Genomic DNA, 19,909 nt, shown 5'->3' with positions numbered 1-19,909 from the left:
GGTGTTCCTTCCCTGCGGTCAGCCACGGAGGCGGGACATGGTCGGGTCGAACAGAGGCTCCTCGGCGACCACGGCCTCGACGGACTGGTCGAAGTAGCCGATATGCACAACCGTCCCCGGAGCGGCAAGCTCCGCCGGCAGCCACGCATAGGCGATCCCCTTGCCGATCGTGTAGCCGTACGCGGCACTCGTGACGTACCCGACCGCGCAGTCGCCGTCGTACACCGGCTCCTTGCCCATGACGACCGCCTTCGGGTCGTCGATCGTGAGGCAGGTCAGCTTCCGCCGTACGTCGGCCTTACGGCGCTCCAGCGCCGCCTTGCCGATGAAGTCGTCCTTGTCGAGCTTGACGGCGAAGCCGACTCCGGCCTCGTAGGGGTCGTGCTCGTAGGTCATGTCCGTGCCGAAGGAGCGGTAGCCCTTCTCCAGGCGGAGGCTGTTGAAGGCGCCGCGGCCGGCCGCGATGCCGCCGAGCGGCTCGGCCGCCTGCCACAGGGTGTCCCACAGCTTCCCGCCGAGGTCGGCGGTGGTGTACAGCTCCCAGCCGAGCTCACCGACATAGCTCAGCCGCATCGCGGTGACGGGGACGGAGCCGATGTGAGCGCGCTTGGCCCGGAAGTACTTCAGGCCGGTCGCCGAGAAGTCGGCGTCGGTGAGCGGCTGGAGGACGTCGCGGGCACGCGGGCCCCACAGGCCGATGCAGCAGGTGCCGGGGGTGATGTCGCGGACCTGGACCGTGCCGTCGGCGGGGAGGTGACGGGTGAACCAGTCGAGGTCCAGGTTGCCGTTGGCGCCGACCTGGAAGAGGTCGGGGGCCAGCCGGGCGACGGTGATGTCGCTGCGGATGCCGCCGTCGTGGTCGAGGAGCAGGGTGTACGTCACCGAGCCGACGGACTTGGCGACCTTGCCGGTGCACAGCCGCTCCAGGAACTCGCCGGCACCGCGCCCGCTGACCTCGAGCCGCTTGAGGGCCGTCATGTCGTACATCGCGACGGTCTCACGGGTGGTCTGGGCCTCGGCGGCGACGATGGGCGACCAGTACCGCGCGGCCCAGTCGTTGGGGGTGACGATGGAACGGCCTTCGACCAGGCCCGCGTTGGCCTCGTACCACTGGGGGCGCTCCCAGCCGTTCGCCTCCAGGAAGAAGGCGCCCAGCTCCTGCTGGCGGGCGTGGAAGGGGCTGGTGCGGATCGGGCGGGGGTCTCCCGACGGCTGGAGGGGGTGGAGGATGTCGTAGACCTCGACGAAGTTCCGGCAGTCGCGGGCCAGCACGTACTCCGGCGAGAGCTGGTGCGGCTCGAAGCGGTTGACGTCACACTCGTGCAGGTCGAACGAGGAGCAGTAGCCGTCGACCAGCCATTCGGCCATGGCCCGTCCGACGCCCGCGGAGTGGGTGACCCAGACAGCCTCGGCGACCCAGAAACCCTTGACGTCCGGGGACTCCCCGAGCAGCGGCAGGCCGTCGGTGGTGAAGGAGAACAGGCCGTTGATGCCCTCTTCGACCTTGGCGTCCTTGGTCGCGGGGAGCAGCGACCGGGTCTCGCTCCAGGCCTCCTCGAAGTCCTCCTCGGTGAACTTCAGGACGGACGGCATCTCGTCGGCCTCGTCCACGGAGAGGATGTCGTCGACTGAGATCGGCATCGGGCGGTGGCCGTAGTAGCCGATACCCAGCCCGTCGAAGCGGTCGCGGTAGTAGAGGTCGGCGTCCTGGTGGCGCAGGATCGGGCGGACCGCCTCCTGCGTCTGGCCCGCCAGGGCCGGTACCGGGCCCGTCCAGGCGAGCTGGTGGCCGAGCGGCGTGAGGGGGAGGTTCATGCCGACCATGCGGGCGATCTTCGGGCCCCAGATGCCGGCGCAGCACACGACGATGTCGGCGGGGATCTCGCCCTGGTCGGTGACGACGCCCGCCACCTTGCCGTCGGCCCGCTGGATGTCGAGGACTTCGTGGCGGTCGAGGAAGCGCACGCCGCGCTCGGTGGCCCGGCGGATCTGCGCCTCGACGGCGAGGACCGCCTTCGCGAGGCCGTCCGTGGGCACGAGGAGGCCGGCGAGGACCTTGTCCGGGTTGACGAGCGGGTGCTGTTCGACGCACTCCTCGGTGCTCAGCAGCCGGGACTCGATGCCCCAGGAGGCGAGCCAGCCGTGGCGCCGCTGCAGTTCCGTGACGCGCTCCGGGCTGGTCGCCACCTCCAGGCCGCCGACCTGGAGGAAGCAGGGCTGGCCGGCCACGTCGAGCGAGCAGAACTTCTCAACGGTGTAACGGGCCATCTCCGTCATGGTCTTGGAGGGGTTGGTCTGGAAGACCAGGCCCGGGGCGTGCGACGACGATCCCCCGGTGGCGGGCAGCGGGCCCTGGTCGACCACGGTCACTTCGGTCCAGCCTCGCGCGGAGATCTCATCGGCGAGCGCTGCTCCCACGACGCCCGCTCCGATGATGACCACCCGGGGTCCCGCCATCGCCGCACCTCCGACGTTGAAAGCGATCCAGTTGCTGTGTGCGCAACAGGGTTCAGGTTGCGCAACTCAATGTGCCCGCCGTGGACATGCGTGTCAAGGGGTCCGCGACGCCGGAAAAACCCCCGGAGGCGGCGGGGAGGAATCACCGGAAAACGGCAAGGCCCGGCAGGCTGAGGATTCAGCCTGCCGGGCCTTGCCGGCGGGGTTCACCAGGGCGGTCGTGCGCCCTACTTGATCCAGGCGTCGACCTTGTCGCGGTTGGCCTCGACCCACTTCTTCGCCGCCGCCTCGGGCGACATCTTGTCCACCGCGATGTACTTGGCGACGGTGTTCTGGTCGTCGTTCGTCCAGGTGAAGTTCTTCACCAGGTCATAGGCCGGGCTGCCCGACTTGGCGAACTTCGCGCTGACGATCTTGTCGAGTTCGTACACCGGGTAGTCGCACGCGACCTTCTCGGTGTCGGCGTCGCAACCCTCCTTGTACTCGGGAAGGCTGACCTTCTTCAGCGGCACCTCGGACAGGAACCACTGCGGCTCGTAGAAGTAGCCGATCACCCATTCCTTGTTCTTCTCGGCGTTGCGGAACGCCTGGATGAGCGCGGTCTCGCTGCCCGCGTACACCACCTTGAAGTCGAGCTTGAGGTTCTTCACCAGCGCCCCGTCGTTGGTGACGAACGACGGGTCGCCGTCGAGGAGCTGCCCCTTGTCGCCCGACTCCGAGGTCCTGAACTTCGACGCGTACTTGTTCAGGTTCTTCCAGTCGGTGATGTCCGGGTGCGCCTTCGCCAGCCACGGCGGCACATACCAGCCGATGAGGCCCTTGTTGCCGGTCGGCCCCGCGTTGACGGCGGTCTTCTGCTCGTCTATGTACTTCTTCTTCAGATCGTCGTGGCCCCAGTTCTCGACGACGGCGTCGACCTCGCCCGTCCCGAAGCCCTGCCAGGCGATCTCCTCCTTCAGGTTCTTCTTCTCGACCTTGCAGCCGAGGTCGTGCTCGGCGACGTGGGCGAGGACCGCCGCGTTCGCCTCGTAGCCCACCCACGGGTTGATCGCGAGATTGAAGGTGCTGCACTTGCCCGAGCTGCTTGAACCGCCCGCGCTGTCGTCGCCGACCTTGGCGCCGCCGCAGGCCGTGAGGGTGAGGCCGAGAACGGCCAGGCCGGCCGCGCCGGCTCTCCAGTGTCGTGCCATGGTGTGGTGCTCCTTATGTACCGGCGCGGCGAGCCGCTGCCTGTGTGATCCGGTCGAACATGACTCCGAGCAGGACGATGGCGAGTCCGGCCGCGAGTCCCTTGCCGTACAGCTGGCCCTGCGAGAACCCGGCCACGACGTCGTAGCCGAGGGCACCCGCGCCCACCAGGCCGCCCACGACGACCATGGACAGCACGTAGATCAGGCCCTGGTTGGTCGCGAGGGTCAGGGCGCCCTTCGACATGGGCAGTTGAACCTTGGTGATGATCTGCCAGGTGTTGCACCCGGTGGACGTCGCCGCCTCGACGGTGGTCGCGGGCACGGCCCGCACCCCGTCGGCGATGATCTTGATGGCGACCGGCGCCGCGTAGACGACGGCGGCGACGATGGCGGTGAACCGTGTCGCGCCGAACAGCGCGAGGAACGGCACGAGATAGACGAACGGCGGCATGACCTGGGCCGCGTCCAGGGTGGGCCGGACCAGCCGGTCCACCAGCGCGCTGCGTCCCATCCACACCCCGGCGACGACGCCGAGCAGCATCACCAGCACCGTCGCCACGGCGGTGGACGCCAGTGTCGTCATGGCGTCCGACCAGAGACCCGTGCCGACCAGCAGGCCTACGCACACGACGGTGGTGGCACCGGCGCGCCACCCGCCGAGCACCGTGCCGATCGCGATGATGGCCGCGCCGACGAGCCACCACGGGGAGTCGGTCAGCAGGGTCTGGAACGGATTGAGCAGGCCGTTGGTGAGGGCGTCACGGAAGGCGTTGGTCAGGCCCGACAGGTTGTCCTGTGCCCAGGTGGTCACATCGGCCGCCGCCCTGGAGATGGCGCTGCCGACTCGGCCCTCACCGGGGAACTCGGCCGCCCACACGTAGGTGTGCGACAGATACACCAGCACCAGCGCCACCACTCCCCCGGCCGCCAGCAGGTGCCGCCGCCACTTGAGAAGGGGACTGCCCGAACGCCGGGCCGCCTCAGCCCGGCCGCTCGCCGCGGTGGTGACGCGGTCCAGCACGATCGCCAGGACGACGATCGCCAGACCCGCGTTGAAGGCCGTGCCGACGCTCAGCGACTGCAGGGCCTGGATGACGGTCGCGCCGAGGCCGGGCGCGTTGATCAGGGCCGCGATGGTCACCATGGCCAGGGCGGCCATGATGGTCTGGTTGATGCCCATCACCACGGTCCGCTTGGACATCGGCAGCAGGACCTTCAGCAGCGCCTGCCGCCGCGTCGCGCCCATCGAGTCCGCCGCCTCGACCGTGGCCTGTGGCACGGAGCGGATGGCGTGCGCGGTGATGCGGATCGCCGGTGGTGCCGCGTAGATCGTGGTGGCGATCGTGGCGGAGGCGGGACCGATCAGGAAGAACAGCGTCAGTGGCGCCAGATAGACGAAGGTCGGCATCGTCTGCATGAAGTCCAGGAACGGCGTCACGACCCGGTTGACCCGGTCCGACAACCCGGCCCACACGCCCAGGGGAATGGCGAACAGCAGTGCCACGCAGACCGCCGAGAGGGTCAGCGCCAGGGTGTCCATGCTCTCCTGCCAGAGCCCCTGCAGACCGAGGAAGATGAAGCCGGCCACGGCCAGCAGCGCCACGCGCCAGTTGCCCACGGCCCAGGAGACGTAGCCGACGACGCCTACGACGCCTAGCCAGCCGACTTGCGGAACCGGGCGGCCCGGGGTCGGCTGCGAGATCAGATCCTGCACGAAGGTCACCAGGGTGTCGATGACCAGGCGGATCTCGTTGAAGAAGTAGAGGAAGAGCGGGTTGGAGTTGCGGTTCGCGCCGATCGAGTCGTTGACGTCGTTGAACCAGCGGTGCAGATCGGTCAGGTCGGCCGCGGCCAGGGTCAGGGTCTGCTTGCCGCGCAGCACGGCGAAGAGCACCAGCCAGACGAGCAGGATCGCGGCCACGGCCATGGACCGGCTGATCCTGCGCTCACGCCGGGCGGGAGGGGGTGACTCCTCGGTCCCGGTTCTCTCCGGCTTCTGCGTTTTCCGCACGGCGACGGTCATCACGCGTCGCCTTCCTGCCCGGCGACGATCGTGAGGATCTCCTCGTCACCGACGATGCCGAGCAGCTTGCCGTTCTCGACGACCTTGACCGGTCTGTCGGCCGCGAGCACCGCCCGTGTGGCCTCCTTCACCACGACGTCCGGGCCGAGCTCGGGGCCGTCCAGAGGGTCGTCGGGCTCCGCCGGGCGCATGATCCACCGCAGGGTCAGGACGTCACCGCGGGGCACGTCCCTGACGAAGTCGCGTACGTAGTCGTCGGCGGGGGCCCCGACCAGTTCGTCGCCGGTGCCGCACTGGACCATCCCGCCGTCGCGCATGATGAGGATGCGGTCGCCCAGGCGCAGCGCCTCGGACAGGTCGTGCGTGATGAACACCATCGTCTTGCCGACCTCGCGGTGCAGCCGGACGACCTCGTTCTGCATGTCACGGCGGATCAGCGGGTCGAGCGCGGAGAACGGCTCGTCGAAGAGGAGTACGTCCGGGTCGCCGGCGAGCGCCCGGGCGAGACCGACGCGCTGCTGCATGCCGCCGGAGAGCTGGTCGGGGTAGGAGTTCTCGTAGCCGGAGAGCCCGACGAGTTCGACGACCTCCAAGGCCCGTCTGGTGCGCTCGGACCGGCTCATGCCGCGGATCTCCAGTCCGAACCCCACGTTGTCGACGACGCGGCGGTGGGGCAGCAGACCGAAGTGCTGGAAGACCATGGAGAACTTGCTGCGGCGCAGTTCACGCAGGCGCTTTTCGTCGGCGCCGCGGATGTCCTCACCCTCGAAGACGATCTCGCCGGCGGTGGGTTCGATAAGCCGGGTCAGGCAGCGCACCAGGGTGGACTTTCCGGATCCGGACAAGCCCATGACGACGAAGACCTCGCCGGGCGCGACATCGAAGCTCACGTCGCGCACGGCGGCGGTGCACCCGGTGCGGTCCAGGAGTTCGAGCCGGGTGAGCCCGCGCAGTTCCTCGGAGGCCGGTACCTGGTCCGCTTTGGGCCCGAACACCTTCCACAGATCGCGCACGGATATGACCGGGGTGGGTGCCGGATCCTGGGGAGGATTGCGCCGCGGCGCCTCTGTTGTTGCTGGGGTCATGTTCGACCTCTTTCGGCGTTCAGCCGCGGAACCAGTGCTGCGGCCGCGGGTGGATGTTCTGCCAGATGTGTTTCGCCTCGCGGTACTCCTCCAGTCCGGTGGGTCCCAGCTCGCGGCCCACGCCGGAGTGCCCGAACCCGCCCCATTCCGCCTGCGGGACATAGGGGTGGTAGTCGTTGATCCACACCGTGCCGTGGCGCAGCCGGCGGGCGACCCGCTGGGCCTTGCCGGCGTCCTGGGTCCAGACGGCGCCCGCGAGTCCGTACTCGGTGTCGTTGGCGATGCGCACCGCGTCGTCCTCGCCGGTGAAGCGCTCCACGGTGAGCACGGGCCCGAAGGACTCCTCGTGCACCACGCGCATGTCCTGACCGCACTCGTCGAGCACGGTGGGCGGGTAGAAGTGGCCGTTCGCCAGGGCCGGGTCGTCGGGGCGCTCGCCTCCGCAGCGCAGGACGGCACCTTCGGCGAGTCCGGCCGCGACATACGCCTCGACCTTCGCCAGGTGCTGTGCGGAGATCAGCGCTCCGGTGTCGGCCTGCGGGTCGAAGGGGCCGCCGAGGCGGATCAGCCGGGCGCGGCGAACCACCTCGTCGACGAACCGGTCGTGCAGCGAGTCCTCGACGATCAGCCGGGCGCCGGCCGAGCAGACCTGCCCAGAATGCAGAAAGACGGCCGTGAGCGCGAAGTCCACGGCCGTCTCGAAGTCGGCGTCGGCGAAGACGACATTGGGGTTCTTGCCGCCGAGTTCCAGCGCGACCTTCTTCACGGTCGCGGCGGCGGTGGCCATGATGCGTCTGCCGGTGTCCAGGCCTCCGGTGAAGGAGACCAGGTCGACGGCGGGGTGCTCGGCGAGGGGTGCGCCCGCCTCGGGCCCGGCCCCCAGGACGAGGTTGGCCGCTCCGTCCGGGAGCCCGGCCTCCTCGAGGGCCCGCATCAGCAGGATCGAGGTGGAGGGGGTGAGTTCGCTGGGCTTGAGGACGATCGTGTTGCCCGCGAGGAGAGCGGGGGCGACCTTCCAACTCGCCTGGAGCAGCGGGTAGTTCCACGGGGTGATCAGTCCGCACACACCGATCGGCTCGTACACGACGCGGCTGACGGCGTCCTCCCGGCCGGTGTCGATCACCCGGCCGGCATCGGTGCCGCCGAGCCCTCCGTAGTAGCGGAAGCAGGAGATGACATCGGCGATGTCGTACTCGCTCTCCACCAGCCGTTTGCCGGTGTCCAGCGATTCGGCGCGGGCGAACGCGTCGGCGTCGCGCTCGAGGATCTCGGCCGTGCGCAGGAGGAGTGCGCCGCGCTCGCGCTCGGAGGTGCGCGGCCAGGGACCTTCGTCGAAGGCCCGGCGGGCGGCGGCGATGGCCGCCTCGGTGTCGGGGCGCGTACATTCGGACACGGTCGCGGAGAGCGTACCGTCGGCGGGACAGCGGATGTCCCGGTGGCCCCCGGCCACGGGATCCCGCCATTTTCCATCCACGTACAGATCTGCCACGTCGAGGGCCCTTCGAAGGAATCGCGTTGCGCATCGTGCACCGAATTGCTTGTGGTGGAACACTTTGTAGAAGGCTGCACCCCACGTCAAGGGGGTGACCGATGACGTTATGCCAAGGAGACAGCCACGGTGAGACTACGCGGCAGGCCCGGAGCGCCTCGCCTCCGGGCCTGCCGACTGTCTGAAAACTGGTGGTTACGGCTGGGAGCGGTGCCGGTAATACGCGGCGGTGGACGGCGGCAGCGGGTTCTTCCCCAGGATGAGGTCGGCCGCCTTTTCCGCGATCATCATGACAGGCGCGTAGATGTTGCCGTTGGTGATGTAGGGCATCACCGACGCGTCGACGACACGCAGCCCCTCCACCCCGTGCACCCGCATACTGACCGGATCCACGACGGCCATCTCGTCGGTGCCCATCTTGCAGGTGCACGACGGATGCAGCGCGGTCTCGCCGTCCTTGGCGACCCAGGCGAGGATCTCCTCGTCGGTCTCGACGGAGGGTCCCGGCGAGATCTCCCCGGCGTTGTACGGGGCCATGGCGGGCTGGTTGAGCAGCTCGCGGGCGACCCTGACGGCCTCGACCCACTCGCGGCGGTCCTGCTCGGTGGACAGGTAGTTGAAGCGCAGCGCGGGGTGTTCGGCCGGGTCCTTGCTCTTGATCTTCACCGAGCCGATGGCATCGGAGTACATGGGCCCGACGTGCACCTGGTAGCCGTGCCCGCCGGCGGGCACGGAGCCGTCGTAGCGGACCGCGACGGGCAGGAAGTGGAACATCAGGTTGGGATAGGGCACGTCGTCGTTGCCGCGGACGAAGCCGCCCGCTTCGAAGTGGTTGGTCGCGGCGGGGCCGGTACGGAAGAGCCACTGCAGGCCGATGAAGGGGGCGCGCCACTTCGCGAGGTACGGCTGCATGGAGACGGGCTGCTTGCAGCCGTACTGGATGTACACCTCCAGGTGGTCCTGGAGGTTCTCGCCGACACCCGGCAGATCGTGTACGACGTCGATGCCGAGCGCGCGCAGTTCCTCGGCGTTGCCGACGCCCGAGAGCTGGAGCAGTTGCGGGGAGTTGATCGCGCCTCCGCAGAGGATGATCTCGCGGGCACGCACCCGCTGGGGTCTGCCGCGGCCTCGCCGGTACTCGACGCCGACGGCCCGCTTGCCTTCGAAGAGGACGCGGGTGACCAGGGCGCGTGTCTTGATCGTGAGGTTGGGGCGCTTTCGCACGGGTTTGAGGTACGCCTTGGAGGCCGACAGGCGGCGGCCGCGGTGGACGTTGCGGTCGAACCTGGCGAAACCTTCCTGCCGGTAGCCGTTCACGTCGTCGGTGGGGGCATGACCCGCCTCCTCGGAAGCCTTCAGGAAGGCCTTGAAGAGCGGGTTGGCCCCAGGCCCGCGTTCCAGGACGAGAGGACCGTCGTGACCGCGGAACTCGTCGTCCGGGTCGGCGGCGAGACAGTTCTCCATCCGCCGGAAGTACGGCAGGCAGTGTGCGTAGTCCCAGGTCTTCATGCCCGGGTCGGCCGCCCAGCGCTCGTAGTCCATGGGGTTGCCGCGCTGGAAGATCATGCCGTTGATGCTGCTGGAACCGCCCAGCACCTTGCCTCGCGCGTGGTAGACGCGCCGGCCGCCCATGTGGGGCTCCGGTTCGGACTCGTACTTCCAGTCGTAGAACCGGCTGCCGATCGGGTAGGTCAGTGCCGCGGGCATGTGGATGAAGACGTCCCAGGGGTAGTCGGGCCTGCCCGCCTCCAGGACCAGTACCTGGTTGCCGGGGTCCGCGGAGAGCCGGTTGGCCAGTGCACTGCCGGCCGATCCACCACCGACGATGACGAAGTCGTACTGCAAGTCAGCCATGAGGCCTCGTCTCGCTCGCGCCGTTGAGAATGCGCGGCATGCTAGTACCCGTATCGCTATGCGCACCAGGTTGCGAACAACGCAACTTGCACATGGCTGGCACCAGGCTCGTGACCTGCACCGCTGTCGCCTATGTTTAACGGCCGTATAGTTGCGTTGTGAGCAACTACCATCCAGATACCGAAACGACGACTGCCCCGACCGGTGGGGTGCAGTCCGTCGACCGCGCCATCACCGTGCTGGAGATCCTGGCCCGGCGCGGCGAGGCCGGCGTCAGCGAGGTGGCCGCCGAGATCGACGTCCACAAGTCGACCGCGTTCCGGCTGTTGGGCGCTCTGGAGGGACGCGGCCTGGTGGAACAGGCGGGCGAGCGCGGCAAGTACCGCCTCGGTTTCGGCATCGTCCGCCTTGCCGGCGCGGTCACCGGCCGCATCGACATCACCCAGCAGAGCCGCCCGGTCTGCGAGCGTCTCGCCGAGGAGATCGGCGAGACCGTGAACCTCGCCGTGATGCAGCAGCAGTACGCGATCAACCTGTACCAGGTGCGCGGCCCGGGTGCCGTCACGGCGTTCAACTGGGTCGGCCAGCTGACGCCGCTGCACGCCACCTCCAGCGGCAAGATCCTGCTGGCCCACATGCCGGCGAAGGAGCGTGCCGCGCTGCTGTCGGCGGTCGGTCTGAAGAAGGTGACCCCCCGCACCCTGACCGCGAAGACCAAGCTCGAGAAGAACCTCGCCGAGGCGCTCGAACGTGGCTACTCCTGGACCCTGGAGGAGTTCGAGATCGGGCTGCACGCCATGGCCGCCCCGGTACGCAACAGGGACGGAGACGTCATCGCGGCGATCAGCGCCTCCGGACCGGCGTACCGGCTCACCGAGGACCGTATGCACGACCTCGCTCCGGTGCTGGTCAAGGGCGCGGACGAGATCAGCCATCGCATGGGCTACCTGGGCTGACCCCGCCGCGCCGCCTTCGACGGGCGCCCCGCACTCCAGATGCCGGCCCGCCCGTGAACCGCCACTACTGTGGCAGCCCCACGCCCAGCCGCTCCTGGACGAAGGCGTGGAACTCACCGATGTGATGCTCGCTGGGCACGAGGATCCCGCCCTTGGCGTACAGCCGGGAGCTCATGGCGGGCTGACAGCGCTCGCACGCGTCGAAGTCCTGACGGTTGACCCGGTCGAACAGCTCAACCGATCGGCTGACGTCCTTGCCGCTCTCCACGACGTGCTTGAGGTAGAGCCAGTCGCACTCGACGATGGTGCGATCCACGGCGACCGGGTACATCCGGTGGAAGATCACATGGTCGGGCACGAGGTTGATGAAGACCTGCGGCCGGACGGTGATCGCGTAGTAACGGCGGTCCTGGTCCTCGGTGATGCCTGGAATGCGGTCGAGGCCTTCGGAGCCGTCGACGGTGAAGCCCTTGACCTCGTCGCCGAACTCGGCACCGTGGCCCACGTAGTACTGGGCGGCGTACCCCTCGGCGACCTCGGGGAGCACCTCGGTCAGCTCGGGGTGGATCGTCGCGCAGTGATAGCACTCCATGAAGTTCTCGACGATGAGCTTCCAGTTCGCCTTCACGTCGTAGACGATGCGCTTGCCGACCTCGAGGCTGTCGATGTCGTAGTGCTCGATCGACTCCGTGTCGCCCAGGCGCGCGACGACATCCCCCACGACCTCGTCGAAGGGGGGCGGGGTCTCCGCGAGGCACACCCACACGTAGCCGAGCCATTCCCGCGTGGCCACTGCCGCCAGGCCGTACGCGGTGCGGCTGATGTCGGGCATCTTGGTGAGGTTGGGTGCCGCGACGAGTTTGCCCGTCAGGTCGTACGTCCAGGCGTGATAGGGGCATTGGAAGGCGCGTTTGACCTCGCCCGCCTCCGCCGTGCAGAGCTTGGCTCCGCGGTGTCGGCAGACGTTGAGGAAGGCGCGTATGGAGTTGTCCCGTGCGCGGGTGATCAGGACGCTCTCGCGGCCCACCTCGACGGTCCGGAAGGCACCGGGCCCGGCGAGGTCGGCGGAGCGCACGGCGCAGAACCACATCGCCTCGAAGATGCGTTCCTGCTCCTGGGCGAAGATCTCGGGATCCGTGTAGGAGGAGCCGGGGAGGGTGGCGATGAGGCTTTCCGGCAGGCCGGTCGAAGTCACAGTGCACTCCTCGGGGATACGTCGTGGATCGGGCATGCACGCGCCGGGACGAGCGACACCGGACGTCGTCGGGTAAGGAGCGGCGCCGCTCCCTGTGCAGGAGCGGCTGTGAGCACGGGGCCTACGCCCCTGTCAGGGCGCCTGGGCCGCGAGATGCTTGCGCCAGCGCATGAACAGCCGCGGCTGGTTCATCCCGAGCACGGCGACCGGATGTCCGGCACGCCGGTAGACGGCCAGGACGTTGCGCTCGTCCGCGGTGCCTTCCTCGATCGTCACGCTGTCGGCGCGAGCCACGTTGCCGACGAACTGGATCTTCACGCCGTACTGGTCGGACCAGAAGTACGGAGCCCGGGGCAGGCCCGGCTCGGACTCGCCCCAGGACAGCAGGGCGGCCACGGCCGCGTCCGGACGTTCCCGGGCGCCGGTCCAGTGCTCGACCCGGCGGTGGGTGCCTGCGCGCGGGTCGTACCAGGAGGCGCAGTCGCCGACCGCGACCACCCCGGCCAGGCTGGTACGGCCGTCCGCACCGCACTTGACACCGTCGTCGAGTTCGACACCGGATCCGGCCAGCCACTCGACGCAGGGACGGGCCCCGACACCCACGACCACGATGTCGGCGGGGATGCTCCGGCCGTCCTCCATCAGGACCGCGTCGACGCGGGTCTCGCCGCTCAGCCCCTTGACGCCCACGCCGCACAACAGGCGTACGCCGTGGTCCGCGTGGAGGGCGGAGACGATGCGCCCCATGGCCGGGCCGAGCGGTCCGGCCAATGCCGTGGGCGCCGCCTCGACGATGGTCACGTCCAGGCCGAGGGCGCGGGCAGTGGAGGCGACCTCGGCACCGATGAAGCCGCCGCCGATCACGACCAGGCGTCCGCCCCGGGACAGTTCGTCCCGCAGGGCCCGGGCGTCGTCCAGCGTGCGCAGGGTGTGCACACCGGCCAGTCCGTCCATGCCGGGCAGGGTCCGGGCGGCGGCGCCGGTGGCGATGACGATGCCGTCGGCCCGCACCTCCCGGCCGTCACTGAGCCGCACGGCGCGGGGCGTGGCGTCGAGTCCGACGGCGCGGGCTCCGAGCAGCCACTCCGCTTGCAGGTCCTCGCCGTCCGGCTCCAGCGCGAGATCGGCCTCGCCGACGCCGCCGGACAGGAACTCCTTGGACAGGGGCGGCCTGTCGTACGGCCGATGGACTTCGTCGCCGATGACGACCAGCCGTCCGTCGTACCCCTGCTTCCGCAACGAGCGCGCCGCCGACAGACCGGCCAGCGACGCGCCCACCACGGCCACGGTCCTCACGCGACGCCCCCGGCGAGACGGGCGGCGATGCAGGGAGGCAGGTTCGGGGCTGCCATGGACAGCCGGACGTAGATCATGCCGTCCTCGACGAAGACCTCGTGCGTGCGCACCGGGAGCTTGGCCGGCGGGGCGTCGACAGCTCCGGTTTTGAGGTTGAACTTCGAGGCGTGCAGCGGGCATTCGACCTCGCAGCCCTCCAGCCAGCCGTCAGCGAGCGAGGCGTCCTGGTGGGTGCATGTGTCGTCGATGGCGAAGAGTTCGCCGTCATCGGTGTGGAACACCGAGACCGGCGGGTCGATGTCGAGCCTGTGGGCCTCGCCTCGGGGCAGATCCACGAGACGGCACGCGGCAATCATCATGACACCTCGGTGCGTATAGCGAAACGGATTGCGGTGAACGCAACGCCAGTTTGAAGGCGCCCGCGAATCCTTGTCAAGGAGTTCGATGGACGGTCGACGCCAATATTTTGCGTTGCGCATTACACAACGTCCTGCATCATAAGAAACGCAGGTCGGAGCGGGCCGCCCCTCAGAACCGGAGCGTGGAGTGCTGATTCGCGGTGGATTCAAGACCCCACCGCGCGGTCACGCGCACCGCGTCGGCCGTCGAGGCGACGTCATGGACGCGCACGCACCAGGCGCCCTGCGCGGCGGCCAGGACCGACACCGCCGAGGTGGCCGCGTCCCGCAGGTGCGCCGGCCGGGGCCGCCCCGTCTCCGGGTCCGCCAGCAGGTGGCCCAGAAAGGACTTCCGTGCCGCACCCACCAGAACCGGCCGGCCGAGCGCGGCGACCTCCGGGAGACGGCCGAGCAGCCGCCAGTTGTGCTCGGCGTGCTTGGCGAACCCGAGCCCCGGGTCGACGACGAGACAGTCCACCGGGACCCCGGCGCGCAGGGCCACGTCGACTCTCGCCCGCAACTCGTCGACCACGTCGGTGACGACGTCGTCGTACACGGCGTTCGCCTGCATCCCCGCGGAGTGCCCGCGCCAGTGCATGAGGACGTAGGGCGTCCCGGCCCGCGCCATCAGCGGGAGCATCGCCGGGTCGGCGAGTCCGCCGGAGACGTCGTTGACCAGGGCGGCGCCGGCCTCCATGGCGCGGGCGGCGACCTCGGCCCGCATGGTGTCGACGCTGACCGTCGCACCCGCGGCGGCGAGTTCGCGCACGACCGGCAGTACGCGCCGCAGCTCCTCCCCCACTTCCGGGCGCGCGGCGCCGGGGCGGGTCGACTCGCCACCCACGTCCAGGATGTCCGCGCCCTCGTCGAGCAGCGCGAGGCCGTGCGCGACGGCCCGTCGCGGGTCGAACCACCGCCCGCCGTCGGAGAACGAGTCGGGCGTGACGTTCACGATGCCCATCACAAGGGTCCGGTCAGGACGGGGAAGACCTCGCGGACGGAGCGCGGGAGCGGCCTCGCCGGGCCGGGCGGCGGTGCTCATGCGACTCGGGTATCGGCGAGGAGGTGTGCGGGAATCATCATGGGACCGGTTGACCTCGTTGCATATAGAGGAACAATGTGCGATCTGAGCAACGAGTCTGAGGACGGCCGTGCGGCACTGTCAAGGCAGGTGGAAGGCCTCGGCCTCCCTCTGCGGCCCCGACGCCAGAGGGAGCAGCCGAGAGGCCTTCAGTTCGGTCTCGTCCCACTCCAGCCCGGGGTCGGACCCCCAGGTGATGCCGGCGCCCGTACCGAAACGCAGCACCGGCCCCGCCGGAGCGGCACGGTCGATCCAGAAGGTGCGGATGGCCACGGCCAGTTCACCGGTCCCCCGGTCGGCGTCGACCCAACCGACGGCACCGCAGTAGGGGCCGCGGGGCGCGGTCTCCAGGGCGTCGATGATGCGCAGGGCGCTGGATTTGGGCGCGCCGGTCACGGAACCCGGCGGGAAGGCCCCGGCCATCAGCTCGGGCCAGCCCGCGCCCCGCGCCAGTTCCCCGCGCACGGTGGAGACGAGATGCACCAGGCCCGGGTGCCGCTCGACGGCGCACAGGGCCGGAACGGTCACGGAGCCGGTGGCGCAGACCCGCCCCAGGTCGTTGCGGACCAGATCCACGATCATCACGTTCTCGGCATGGTCCTTCTCCAGCAGGTCGCCCGCGGTACGGCCCGTGCCCTTGATCGGCCCGGACTCCACGATCCGGCCGGTGCGGCGCAGGAAGAGTTCGGGTGAGGCGGTGGCCACTTCGACACCGTGCGCGGGAAGCCGGACCGTACCGGCGTAGGGCGCGGGGTTGCCTCGGGCGAGCAGCGCGGTCAGCGCGTCGATGTCGGCGGCGGCCGGGGCGGGCAGGGGTGCGGAGAGCACGCGGCAGAGATTGGCCTGGTAGACATCGCCCGCCGCGATGTGCTCGCGGATGCGGCGCACGCCCGCGATGTAGGCGGTGCGGTCCAGCGACGAGGTCCAGTCGCCGGCGGCCGGGCCCGGCCAGCCGCCGGTCCGCGGCGCGGGTACCTGCGCGCGGCGCAGCCTGCCGAACCGCGCGCAGACCAGGCGGCCTTCGAAGTCCGCGACGACCGCCCAGAAGCCGGAGGAGTCCAAGGCGGCGGGGTCGCTGGTCACCTCGCGCAGATCAGTGGCGACGAGGCCGCCGAAGCGGGCCATCGGGGCGGGAGCGTGCATGGCGGTTCGTCCGGGGGCCGACGGGGCGGATGGTCCTGCGTCTTTACGGTCGTTCCTGGCCACGGCGGCCGGGGGGCACGTCCACCACGGCCGAGGCCACGACCACCATGGCCACCATGGCCGGTGTCACGGCCGCCCATGGCCGGTGTCACGGGCATGCCCGCCAGGTACGTGGGCGTGCCTGGCAGGTACGCGGGCGTGCCGACGGGATCGCGCTGGCATGCCGATCGGGGCGGGCTCTCGTTCGCGGGTCTCGAGCGAGGAGACATGCGGGCATTCGCTCGCCCCGGCCGGCATGGCGGCAGCCCTGTCACCAGCCGCGGGCGGCCCATTCCTCCAGGTGTGGTGCCTCCGCCTCGACGGTCGTCGTCCCGCCGTGTCCGGTGTGGACGACCGTCTCGCCCGGGAGGGTCAGCAGCCGGTCACCGATGGAGCCGATGATCGTGCCGAAGTCGCTGTAGGAACGCCCGGTCGCGCCGGGTCCTCCTGCGAACAGCGTGTCACCGCTGAACAGCGCGCCCAGTTCGGGGGCGTACAGGCACACGGCACCCGGAGCGTGTCCGGGCGTGTGGAGCACACGCAGGCCGATGCCCGCCACCCTGAGTTCGTCACCGTCGGCGAGCGGCCTGTCGGGCCGACGGTTGGGGTGCACCATCTTCCACAACACCTGGTCGTCGGGGTGCAGGAGGATGGGCGCGCCCGTGGCCAGAGCGACGTCCGGTGCGGCGCGCACATGGTCGTCGTGGGCGTGGGTGCACACGACGGCCGAGAGGCGACGGTCACCGACGGTCTCCAGGACGGCGTCGGAATCGTGCGCCGCGTCGATGACGACCACCTCGTCGTCGTCACCGATGATCCAAACGTTGTTGTCGACGTCCCAGGTCCCGCCGTCGAGGCTGAAGGTCCCGCTGGTGACGAGGTGTTCGATGCGCGGCGCGCCGGCCATCACAGCACCACCACCGAGCGCAGCACGTCGCCGCGGTGCATCTTCTCGAACGCCTCCTCCACGTCACCGAGGCCGATGGTCTCGGAGACGAACGCGTCCAGGTCGAAACGGCCTCCCAGATACAGGTCGATGAGGGCCGGGAAGTCGCGCGAGGGCAGGCAGTCGCCGTACCAGCTGGACTTCAGTGAGCCGCCCCGCCCGAAGACGTCGAGCAGGGGCAGCTCCACCTTCATCTCCGGGGTGGGCACGCCGACCAGCACGACCGTGCCGGCCAGGTCGCGGGCGTAGAAGGCCTGACGGTACGTCTCGGGGCGACCGACCGCCTCCACGACGACGTCCGCGCCGAAGCCGCCCGTCAGTTCGCGCACCGCTTCCACGACGTCGCCCTTCGCCCCGTCGACGATGTGGGTGGCCCCCATGGCCATGGCCCGGTCCAGCTTGCGCTGGTCGATGTCGACGGCGATGACCTTGCTCGCTCCGGCGAGCCTCGCCCCCGCGACGGCGGCCATGCCGACGCCGCCGCAGCCGATGACGGCGACGGAGTCCCCCCGGCCGACGGCGCCGGTGTTCACGGCCGCGCCGAAGCCGGCCATGACGCCGCACCCGAGCAGACCGGCTGCCGCCGCCGGGGCCGCGGGGTCCACCTTGGTGCACTGCCCGGCGGCGACGAGCGTCTTCTCCGCGAAGGCGCCGATGCCGAGGGCGGGCGAGAGCGGGGTGCCGTCGAGCAGCGTCATCGGTTGTGTGGCGTTGTGGGTGGCGAAGCAGTACCAGGGCTTGCCCTTGCTGCAAGCCCGGCACTGGCCGCACACCGCACGCCAGTTGAGGATGACGAAGTCGCCGGGCTCCACGCCGGTGACTCCCTCTCCGACCGCCTCGACGCGACCTGCCGCCTCGTGCCCCAGAAGGAAGGGGAAGTCGTCGTTGATCCCGCCCTCGCGATAATGGAGATCGGTATGACAGACGCCGCAGGCCTCGACCTTGACCAGCGCCTCACCCGGACCCGGATCCGGGACGACGATCGTCTCGACGGAGACCGGTGCGCCCTTCTTCCGGGCGACGACGGCACGAACCTCGTGAGCCATGAGCTGCTCCTCAAGCGGGATACCCTCGCGAGTGCGTTGCCTCATTCGATACACGCACCGCTATACGCAACCGAGCATCGTGGAGGAGCACGCCGAGGGTCAAGGGGTTGACACCAACCGTGTCGACTCGGCCGGGCAGCTCAGCCCGCGGGGTCAACGCCACGGTCGTTCCACTGGCGAACCGCCGGCGGGCGCCTGGGCCGGTGACGCCGACGGTGGGCAGGGCGTCGAGGAACGGGTGAAGCCACACCTGGCGCTCCGGGCAACAGGCCCGCGCCGTCGGGGATGCGCCCTCCGGCCAGGGAAGCCGGGCGGGCGAGTGCGCAGCTGTCGTGGCCGCGGGAGCGAACGGCTGTCGCCGGCCGGCTGACCGGCCCCCTCACGGGGTGACAGTTGGTACGGCGTGCCGGCACAGCTGAGTCGCGCGTACGCACGTCCTTCGCGAGGTGCCGTCACGGACGAGGGCGCAGCGGCGGAGCGGGTGTGGGGGGACGGCCGGCTATGTCGGTCAGCAGCCGTGTGCAGACGTCGTGGAGTTTGAGGTTGGTCTGCTGTGACAGCCGGCGCAGCAAGTCGAAAGCCTCTTCCTCGGTGCACTGCTGTTGTTGCATGACGCTGCCGATGGCCTGGTCGATCACCCGGCGTGAGGCGAGTGCGGTCTGGAGATCGCGGGCGAAGTCTTCCGCGTCGGCCAGCCGCTGCGCCAGTGCGATCCCGCCGCCCACCTGGGCTGTGGACAGCTTCAGCGCGTGCCGGTCGCTGTCGGTGAAGGCGTCCGGGTCGGTGGCGTAGAAGTTCAGCGCCCCGGCGGTGTGGCTGTGTGCGGGAATCGGCAGGGACATCGAAGAACGGACGCCCAGGTCCGCCGCGAAGCGCGGATAAGGTCCCCACCGGGATTCCTCCAGCATCTCGGGCACATGGACGATCCGACCGGTACGCAGGGCCTGCAGGCAGGGGCCGTCGTCCTGGCCGTACTGCTTCTCATCCAGCTTGTCGGCCACTTCCCCGGTGCTGACCACGGTCAGCGGCCGGCCTCTCCTCTGCAGCGTCACACCGCAGCCGTCCGCACCGGAGGCACTGACCGCGTCGTCGACCAAACGCTGAAGAAACTCCCGCAGCGAGTCGGTCTCCAACAGCCAGTCGATCATGTCGAGCGTGCGCTGATCGCAATCGAGCCGCTTCACTGCCTCTCACCTCCCACAGCATGAACTCACGACCTGCTCTCGCTGTGCTGATACCCGCACAGCCCTCGATACGCGTCGGCGTTCATGCCGGGCCACGGTCCAAGGGCTCTGCCGCGTGGGGCGCGTGACGCCCTTCACGGCGGCTGGCTTCTGTTCCATGTGAGGATGGCCGAATGTATTCGGCCCTCGACCCAAAGGTGCACGTCAAACACGACGACCAGGTGTTCCGACTGATCGTGCGAGGTGAAGTGGACTATGAGGACGCCGAGGACTTCGAAGCCCCCTGGCAGGCCGCCGACCAGGCGGCCCTTCTCACCACAGTGGTGGACCTGTCCCAGGTGACCTTCGCCGACAGCATGCTCCTCAACGCCCTCCTCGACGCCCGCCGCCGCCACGACTCCCACGGCCGTCGGTTCATCCTGCTCGGCCCCTCCAGCCCGCGGTCAGCAGGCTTCTCGACCTCAGCGGCACGCGGGAACACTTCACGGTGGAAGATTCGGACATGAGGACGTGATGGTGCGCCCCCC

16 protein-coding genes are annotated in these 19,909 nt (G+C 69.6%); 2 read left to right on the top strand and 14 right to left on the bottom strand.

Annotation, left to right across the window (positions count from 1 at the left end; translation table 11 throughout):
• Window positions 1–18: 18 nt before the first annotated feature.
• The 6 genes from G3I77_RS27655 to betA all read right to left on the bottom strand — a co-directional run bounded on the left by G3I77_RS27655 (window position 19) and on the right by betA (window position 10,098).
• Window positions 19–2,457, bottom strand: coding sequence for an FAD-dependent oxidoreductase (locus G3I77_RS27655; protein ID WP_248508020.1), 2,439 nt, complete (start codon window positions 2,455–2,457; stop codon window positions 19–21).
• Window positions 2,458–2,684: 227 nt separating this feature from the next.
• The gene (locus G3I77_RS27650; protein ID WP_248508019.1) at window positions 2,685–3,647 is read right to left on the bottom strand and encodes an ABC transporter substrate-binding protein; all 963 of its coding nucleotides are present in this window, start codon (window positions 3,645–3,647) and stop codon (window positions 2,685–2,687) included.
• Window positions 3,648–3,660: 13 nt separating this feature from the next.
• Window positions 3,661–5,670, bottom strand: coding sequence for a proline/glycine betaine ABC transporter permease (locus G3I77_RS27645; RefSeq protein WP_248508018.1), 2,010 nt, complete (start codon window positions 5,668–5,670; stop codon window positions 3,661–3,663).
• A complete protein-coding gene (locus G3I77_RS27640; protein ID WP_248508017.1) occupies window positions 5,670–6,755 on the bottom strand; it encodes a glycine betaine/L-proline ABC transporter ATP-binding protein in 1,086 nt (361 codons plus the stop codon). Before G3I77_RS27640 ends, G3I77_RS27645 begins: the two co-directional genes overlap by 1 nt.
• Window positions 6,756–6,774: 19 nt before the next feature.
• The gene (locus tag G3I77_RS27635) at window positions 6,775–8,244 is read right to left on the bottom strand and encodes an aldehyde dehydrogenase family protein (protein WP_248508016.1); all 1,470 of its coding nucleotides are present in this window, start codon (window positions 8,242–8,244) and stop codon (window positions 6,775–6,777) included.
• A gap of 195 nt (window positions 8,245–8,439) precedes the next feature.
• On the bottom strand, window positions 8,440–10,098 hold the full coding sequence (gene betA, locus G3I77_RS27630) for a choline dehydrogenase (protein WP_248508015.1): 1,659 nt from the start codon (window positions 10,096–10,098) through the stop codon (window positions 8,440–8,442).
• Between the two features lie 209 nt (window positions 10,099–10,307).
• On the opposite strand from betA, the gene G3I77_RS27625 reads away from it, so the two are divergent.
• Entirely contained in the window at window positions 10,308–11,054 is a 747-nt protein-coding gene (locus tag G3I77_RS27625) for an IclR family transcriptional regulator (RefSeq protein WP_248508135.1), read from the top strand.
• Between the two features lie 64 nt (window positions 11,055–11,118).
• On the opposite strand, the gene G3I77_RS27620 is transcribed toward G3I77_RS27625, so the two are convergent.
• The 8 genes from G3I77_RS27620 to G3I77_RS27585 all read right to left on the bottom strand — a co-directional run bounded on the left by G3I77_RS27620 (window position 11,119) and on the right by G3I77_RS27585 (window position 19,346).
• Window positions 11,119–12,249 carry an aromatic ring-hydroxylating dioxygenase subunit alpha gene (locus G3I77_RS27620; protein WP_248508014.1) on the bottom strand — a complete coding sequence of 377 codons (1,131 nt, stop codon included), beginning with the start codon at window positions 12,247–12,249 and terminating at the stop codon, window positions 11,119–11,121.
• A 132-nt stretch (window positions 12,250–12,381) separates the two neighbouring features.
• Window positions 12,382–13,545, bottom strand: a complete 1,164-nt coding sequence (locus G3I77_RS27615) for an FAD-dependent oxidoreductase (protein ID WP_248508013.1) — start codon at window positions 13,543–13,545, stop codon at window positions 12,382–12,384.
• On the bottom strand, window positions 13,542–13,904 hold the full coding sequence (locus G3I77_RS27610) for a bifunctional 3-phenylpropionate/cinnamic acid dioxygenase ferredoxin subunit (RefSeq protein WP_248508012.1): 363 nt from the start codon (window positions 13,902–13,904) through the stop codon (window positions 13,542–13,544). The genes G3I77_RS27615 and G3I77_RS27610 overlap by 4 nt, the downstream gene beginning before the upstream one ends.
• 169 nt (window positions 13,905–14,073) lie before the next feature.
• Window positions 14,074–14,904, bottom strand: a complete 831-nt coding sequence (gene folP / locus G3I77_RS27605; protein WP_308311427.1) for a dihydropteroate synthase — start codon at window positions 14,902–14,904, stop codon at window positions 14,074–14,076.
• Between the two features lie 201 nt (window positions 14,905–15,105).
• On the bottom strand, window positions 15,106–16,167 hold the full coding sequence (locus G3I77_RS27600; protein WP_248508010.1) for a chorismate-binding protein: 1,062 nt from the start codon (window positions 16,165–16,167) through the stop codon (window positions 15,106–15,108).
• Between the two features lie 310 nt (window positions 16,168–16,477).
• A complete protein-coding gene (locus G3I77_RS27595) occupies window positions 16,478–17,113 on the bottom strand; it encodes an MBL fold metallo-hydrolase (RefSeq protein WP_248508009.1) in 636 nt (211 codons plus the stop codon).
• Window positions 17,113–18,198: an S-(hydroxymethyl)mycothiol dehydrogenase gene (locus G3I77_RS27590; RefSeq protein WP_248508008.1), complete on the bottom strand. Its 1,086-nt coding sequence runs from the start codon at window positions 18,196–18,198 to the stop codon at window positions 17,113–17,115. Before G3I77_RS27590 ends, G3I77_RS27595 begins: the two co-directional genes overlap by 1 nt.
• Before the next feature lie 452 nt (window positions 18,199–18,650).
• Window positions 18,651–19,346 carry a GAF and ANTAR domain-containing protein gene (locus tag G3I77_RS27585; protein WP_248508134.1) on the bottom strand — a complete coding sequence of 232 codons (696 nt, stop codon included), beginning with the start codon at window positions 19,344–19,346 and terminating at the stop codon, window positions 18,651–18,653.
• Window positions 19,347–19,630: 284 nt separating this feature from the next.
• On the opposite strand from G3I77_RS27585, the gene G3I77_RS27580 reads away from it, so the two are divergent.
• Complete coding sequence (locus G3I77_RS27580; RefSeq protein WP_248508007.1) at window positions 19,631–19,888, top strand: STAS domain-containing protein; 258 nt, start codon at window positions 19,631–19,633, stop codon at window positions 19,886–19,888.
• Window positions 19,889–19,909: the final 21 nt, after the last annotated feature.

The sequence above is a fragment of the Streptomyces sp. D2-8 genome (genome assembly GCF_023184515.1).
Classification (GTDB): domain Bacteria; phylum Actinomycetota; class Actinomycetes; order Streptomycetales; family Streptomycetaceae; genus Streptomyces.
The sequence above is the reverse complement of the archived record's forward strand: the minus strand, read 5'-3'. Positions and strand labels throughout refer to the sequence as shown.

Coding starts and splice junctions, on each gene's coding strand:
- G3I77_RS27640 (WP_248508017.1), bottom strand. CDS start 6,755: ATGACCCCAGCAACAACAGAGGCGCCGCGGCGCAATCCTCCCCAGGAT.
- betA (WP_248508015.1), bottom strand. CDS start 10,098: ATGGCTGACTTGCAGTACGACTTCGTCATCGTCGGTGGTGGATCGGCC.
- G3I77_RS27650 (WP_248508019.1), bottom strand. CDS start 3,647: ATGGCACGACACTGGAGAGCCGGCGCGGCCGGCCTGGCCGTTCTCGGC.
- G3I77_RS27585 (WP_248508134.1), bottom strand. CDS start 19,346: ATGATCGACTGGCTGTTGGAGACCGACTCGCTGCGGGAGTTTCTTCAG.
- G3I77_RS27610 (WP_248508012.1), bottom strand. CDS start 13,904: ATGATGATTGCCGCGTGCCGTCTCGTGGATCTGCCCCGAGGCGAGGCC.
- G3I77_RS27655 (WP_248508020.1), bottom strand. CDS start 2,457: ATGGCGGGACCCCGGGTGGTCATCATCGGAGCGGGCGTCGTGGGAGCA.
- folP (WP_308311427.1), bottom strand. CDS start 14,904: ATGGGCATCGTGAACGTCACGCCCGACTCGTTCTCCGACGGCGGGCGG.
- G3I77_RS27600 (WP_248508010.1), bottom strand. CDS start 16,167: ATGCACGCTCCCGCCCCGATGGCCCGCTTCGGCGGCCTCGTCGCCACT.
- G3I77_RS27645 (WP_248508018.1), bottom strand. CDS start 5,670: ATGACCGTCGCCGTGCGGAAAACGCAGAAGCCGGAGAGAACCGGGACC.
- G3I77_RS27590 (WP_248508008.1), bottom strand. CDS start 18,198: ATGGCTCACGAGGTTCGTGCCGTCGTCGCCCGGAAGAAGGGCGCACCG.
- G3I77_RS27595 (WP_248508009.1), bottom strand. CDS start 17,113: ATGGCCGGCGCGCCGCGCATCGAACACCTCGTCACCAGCGGGACCTTC.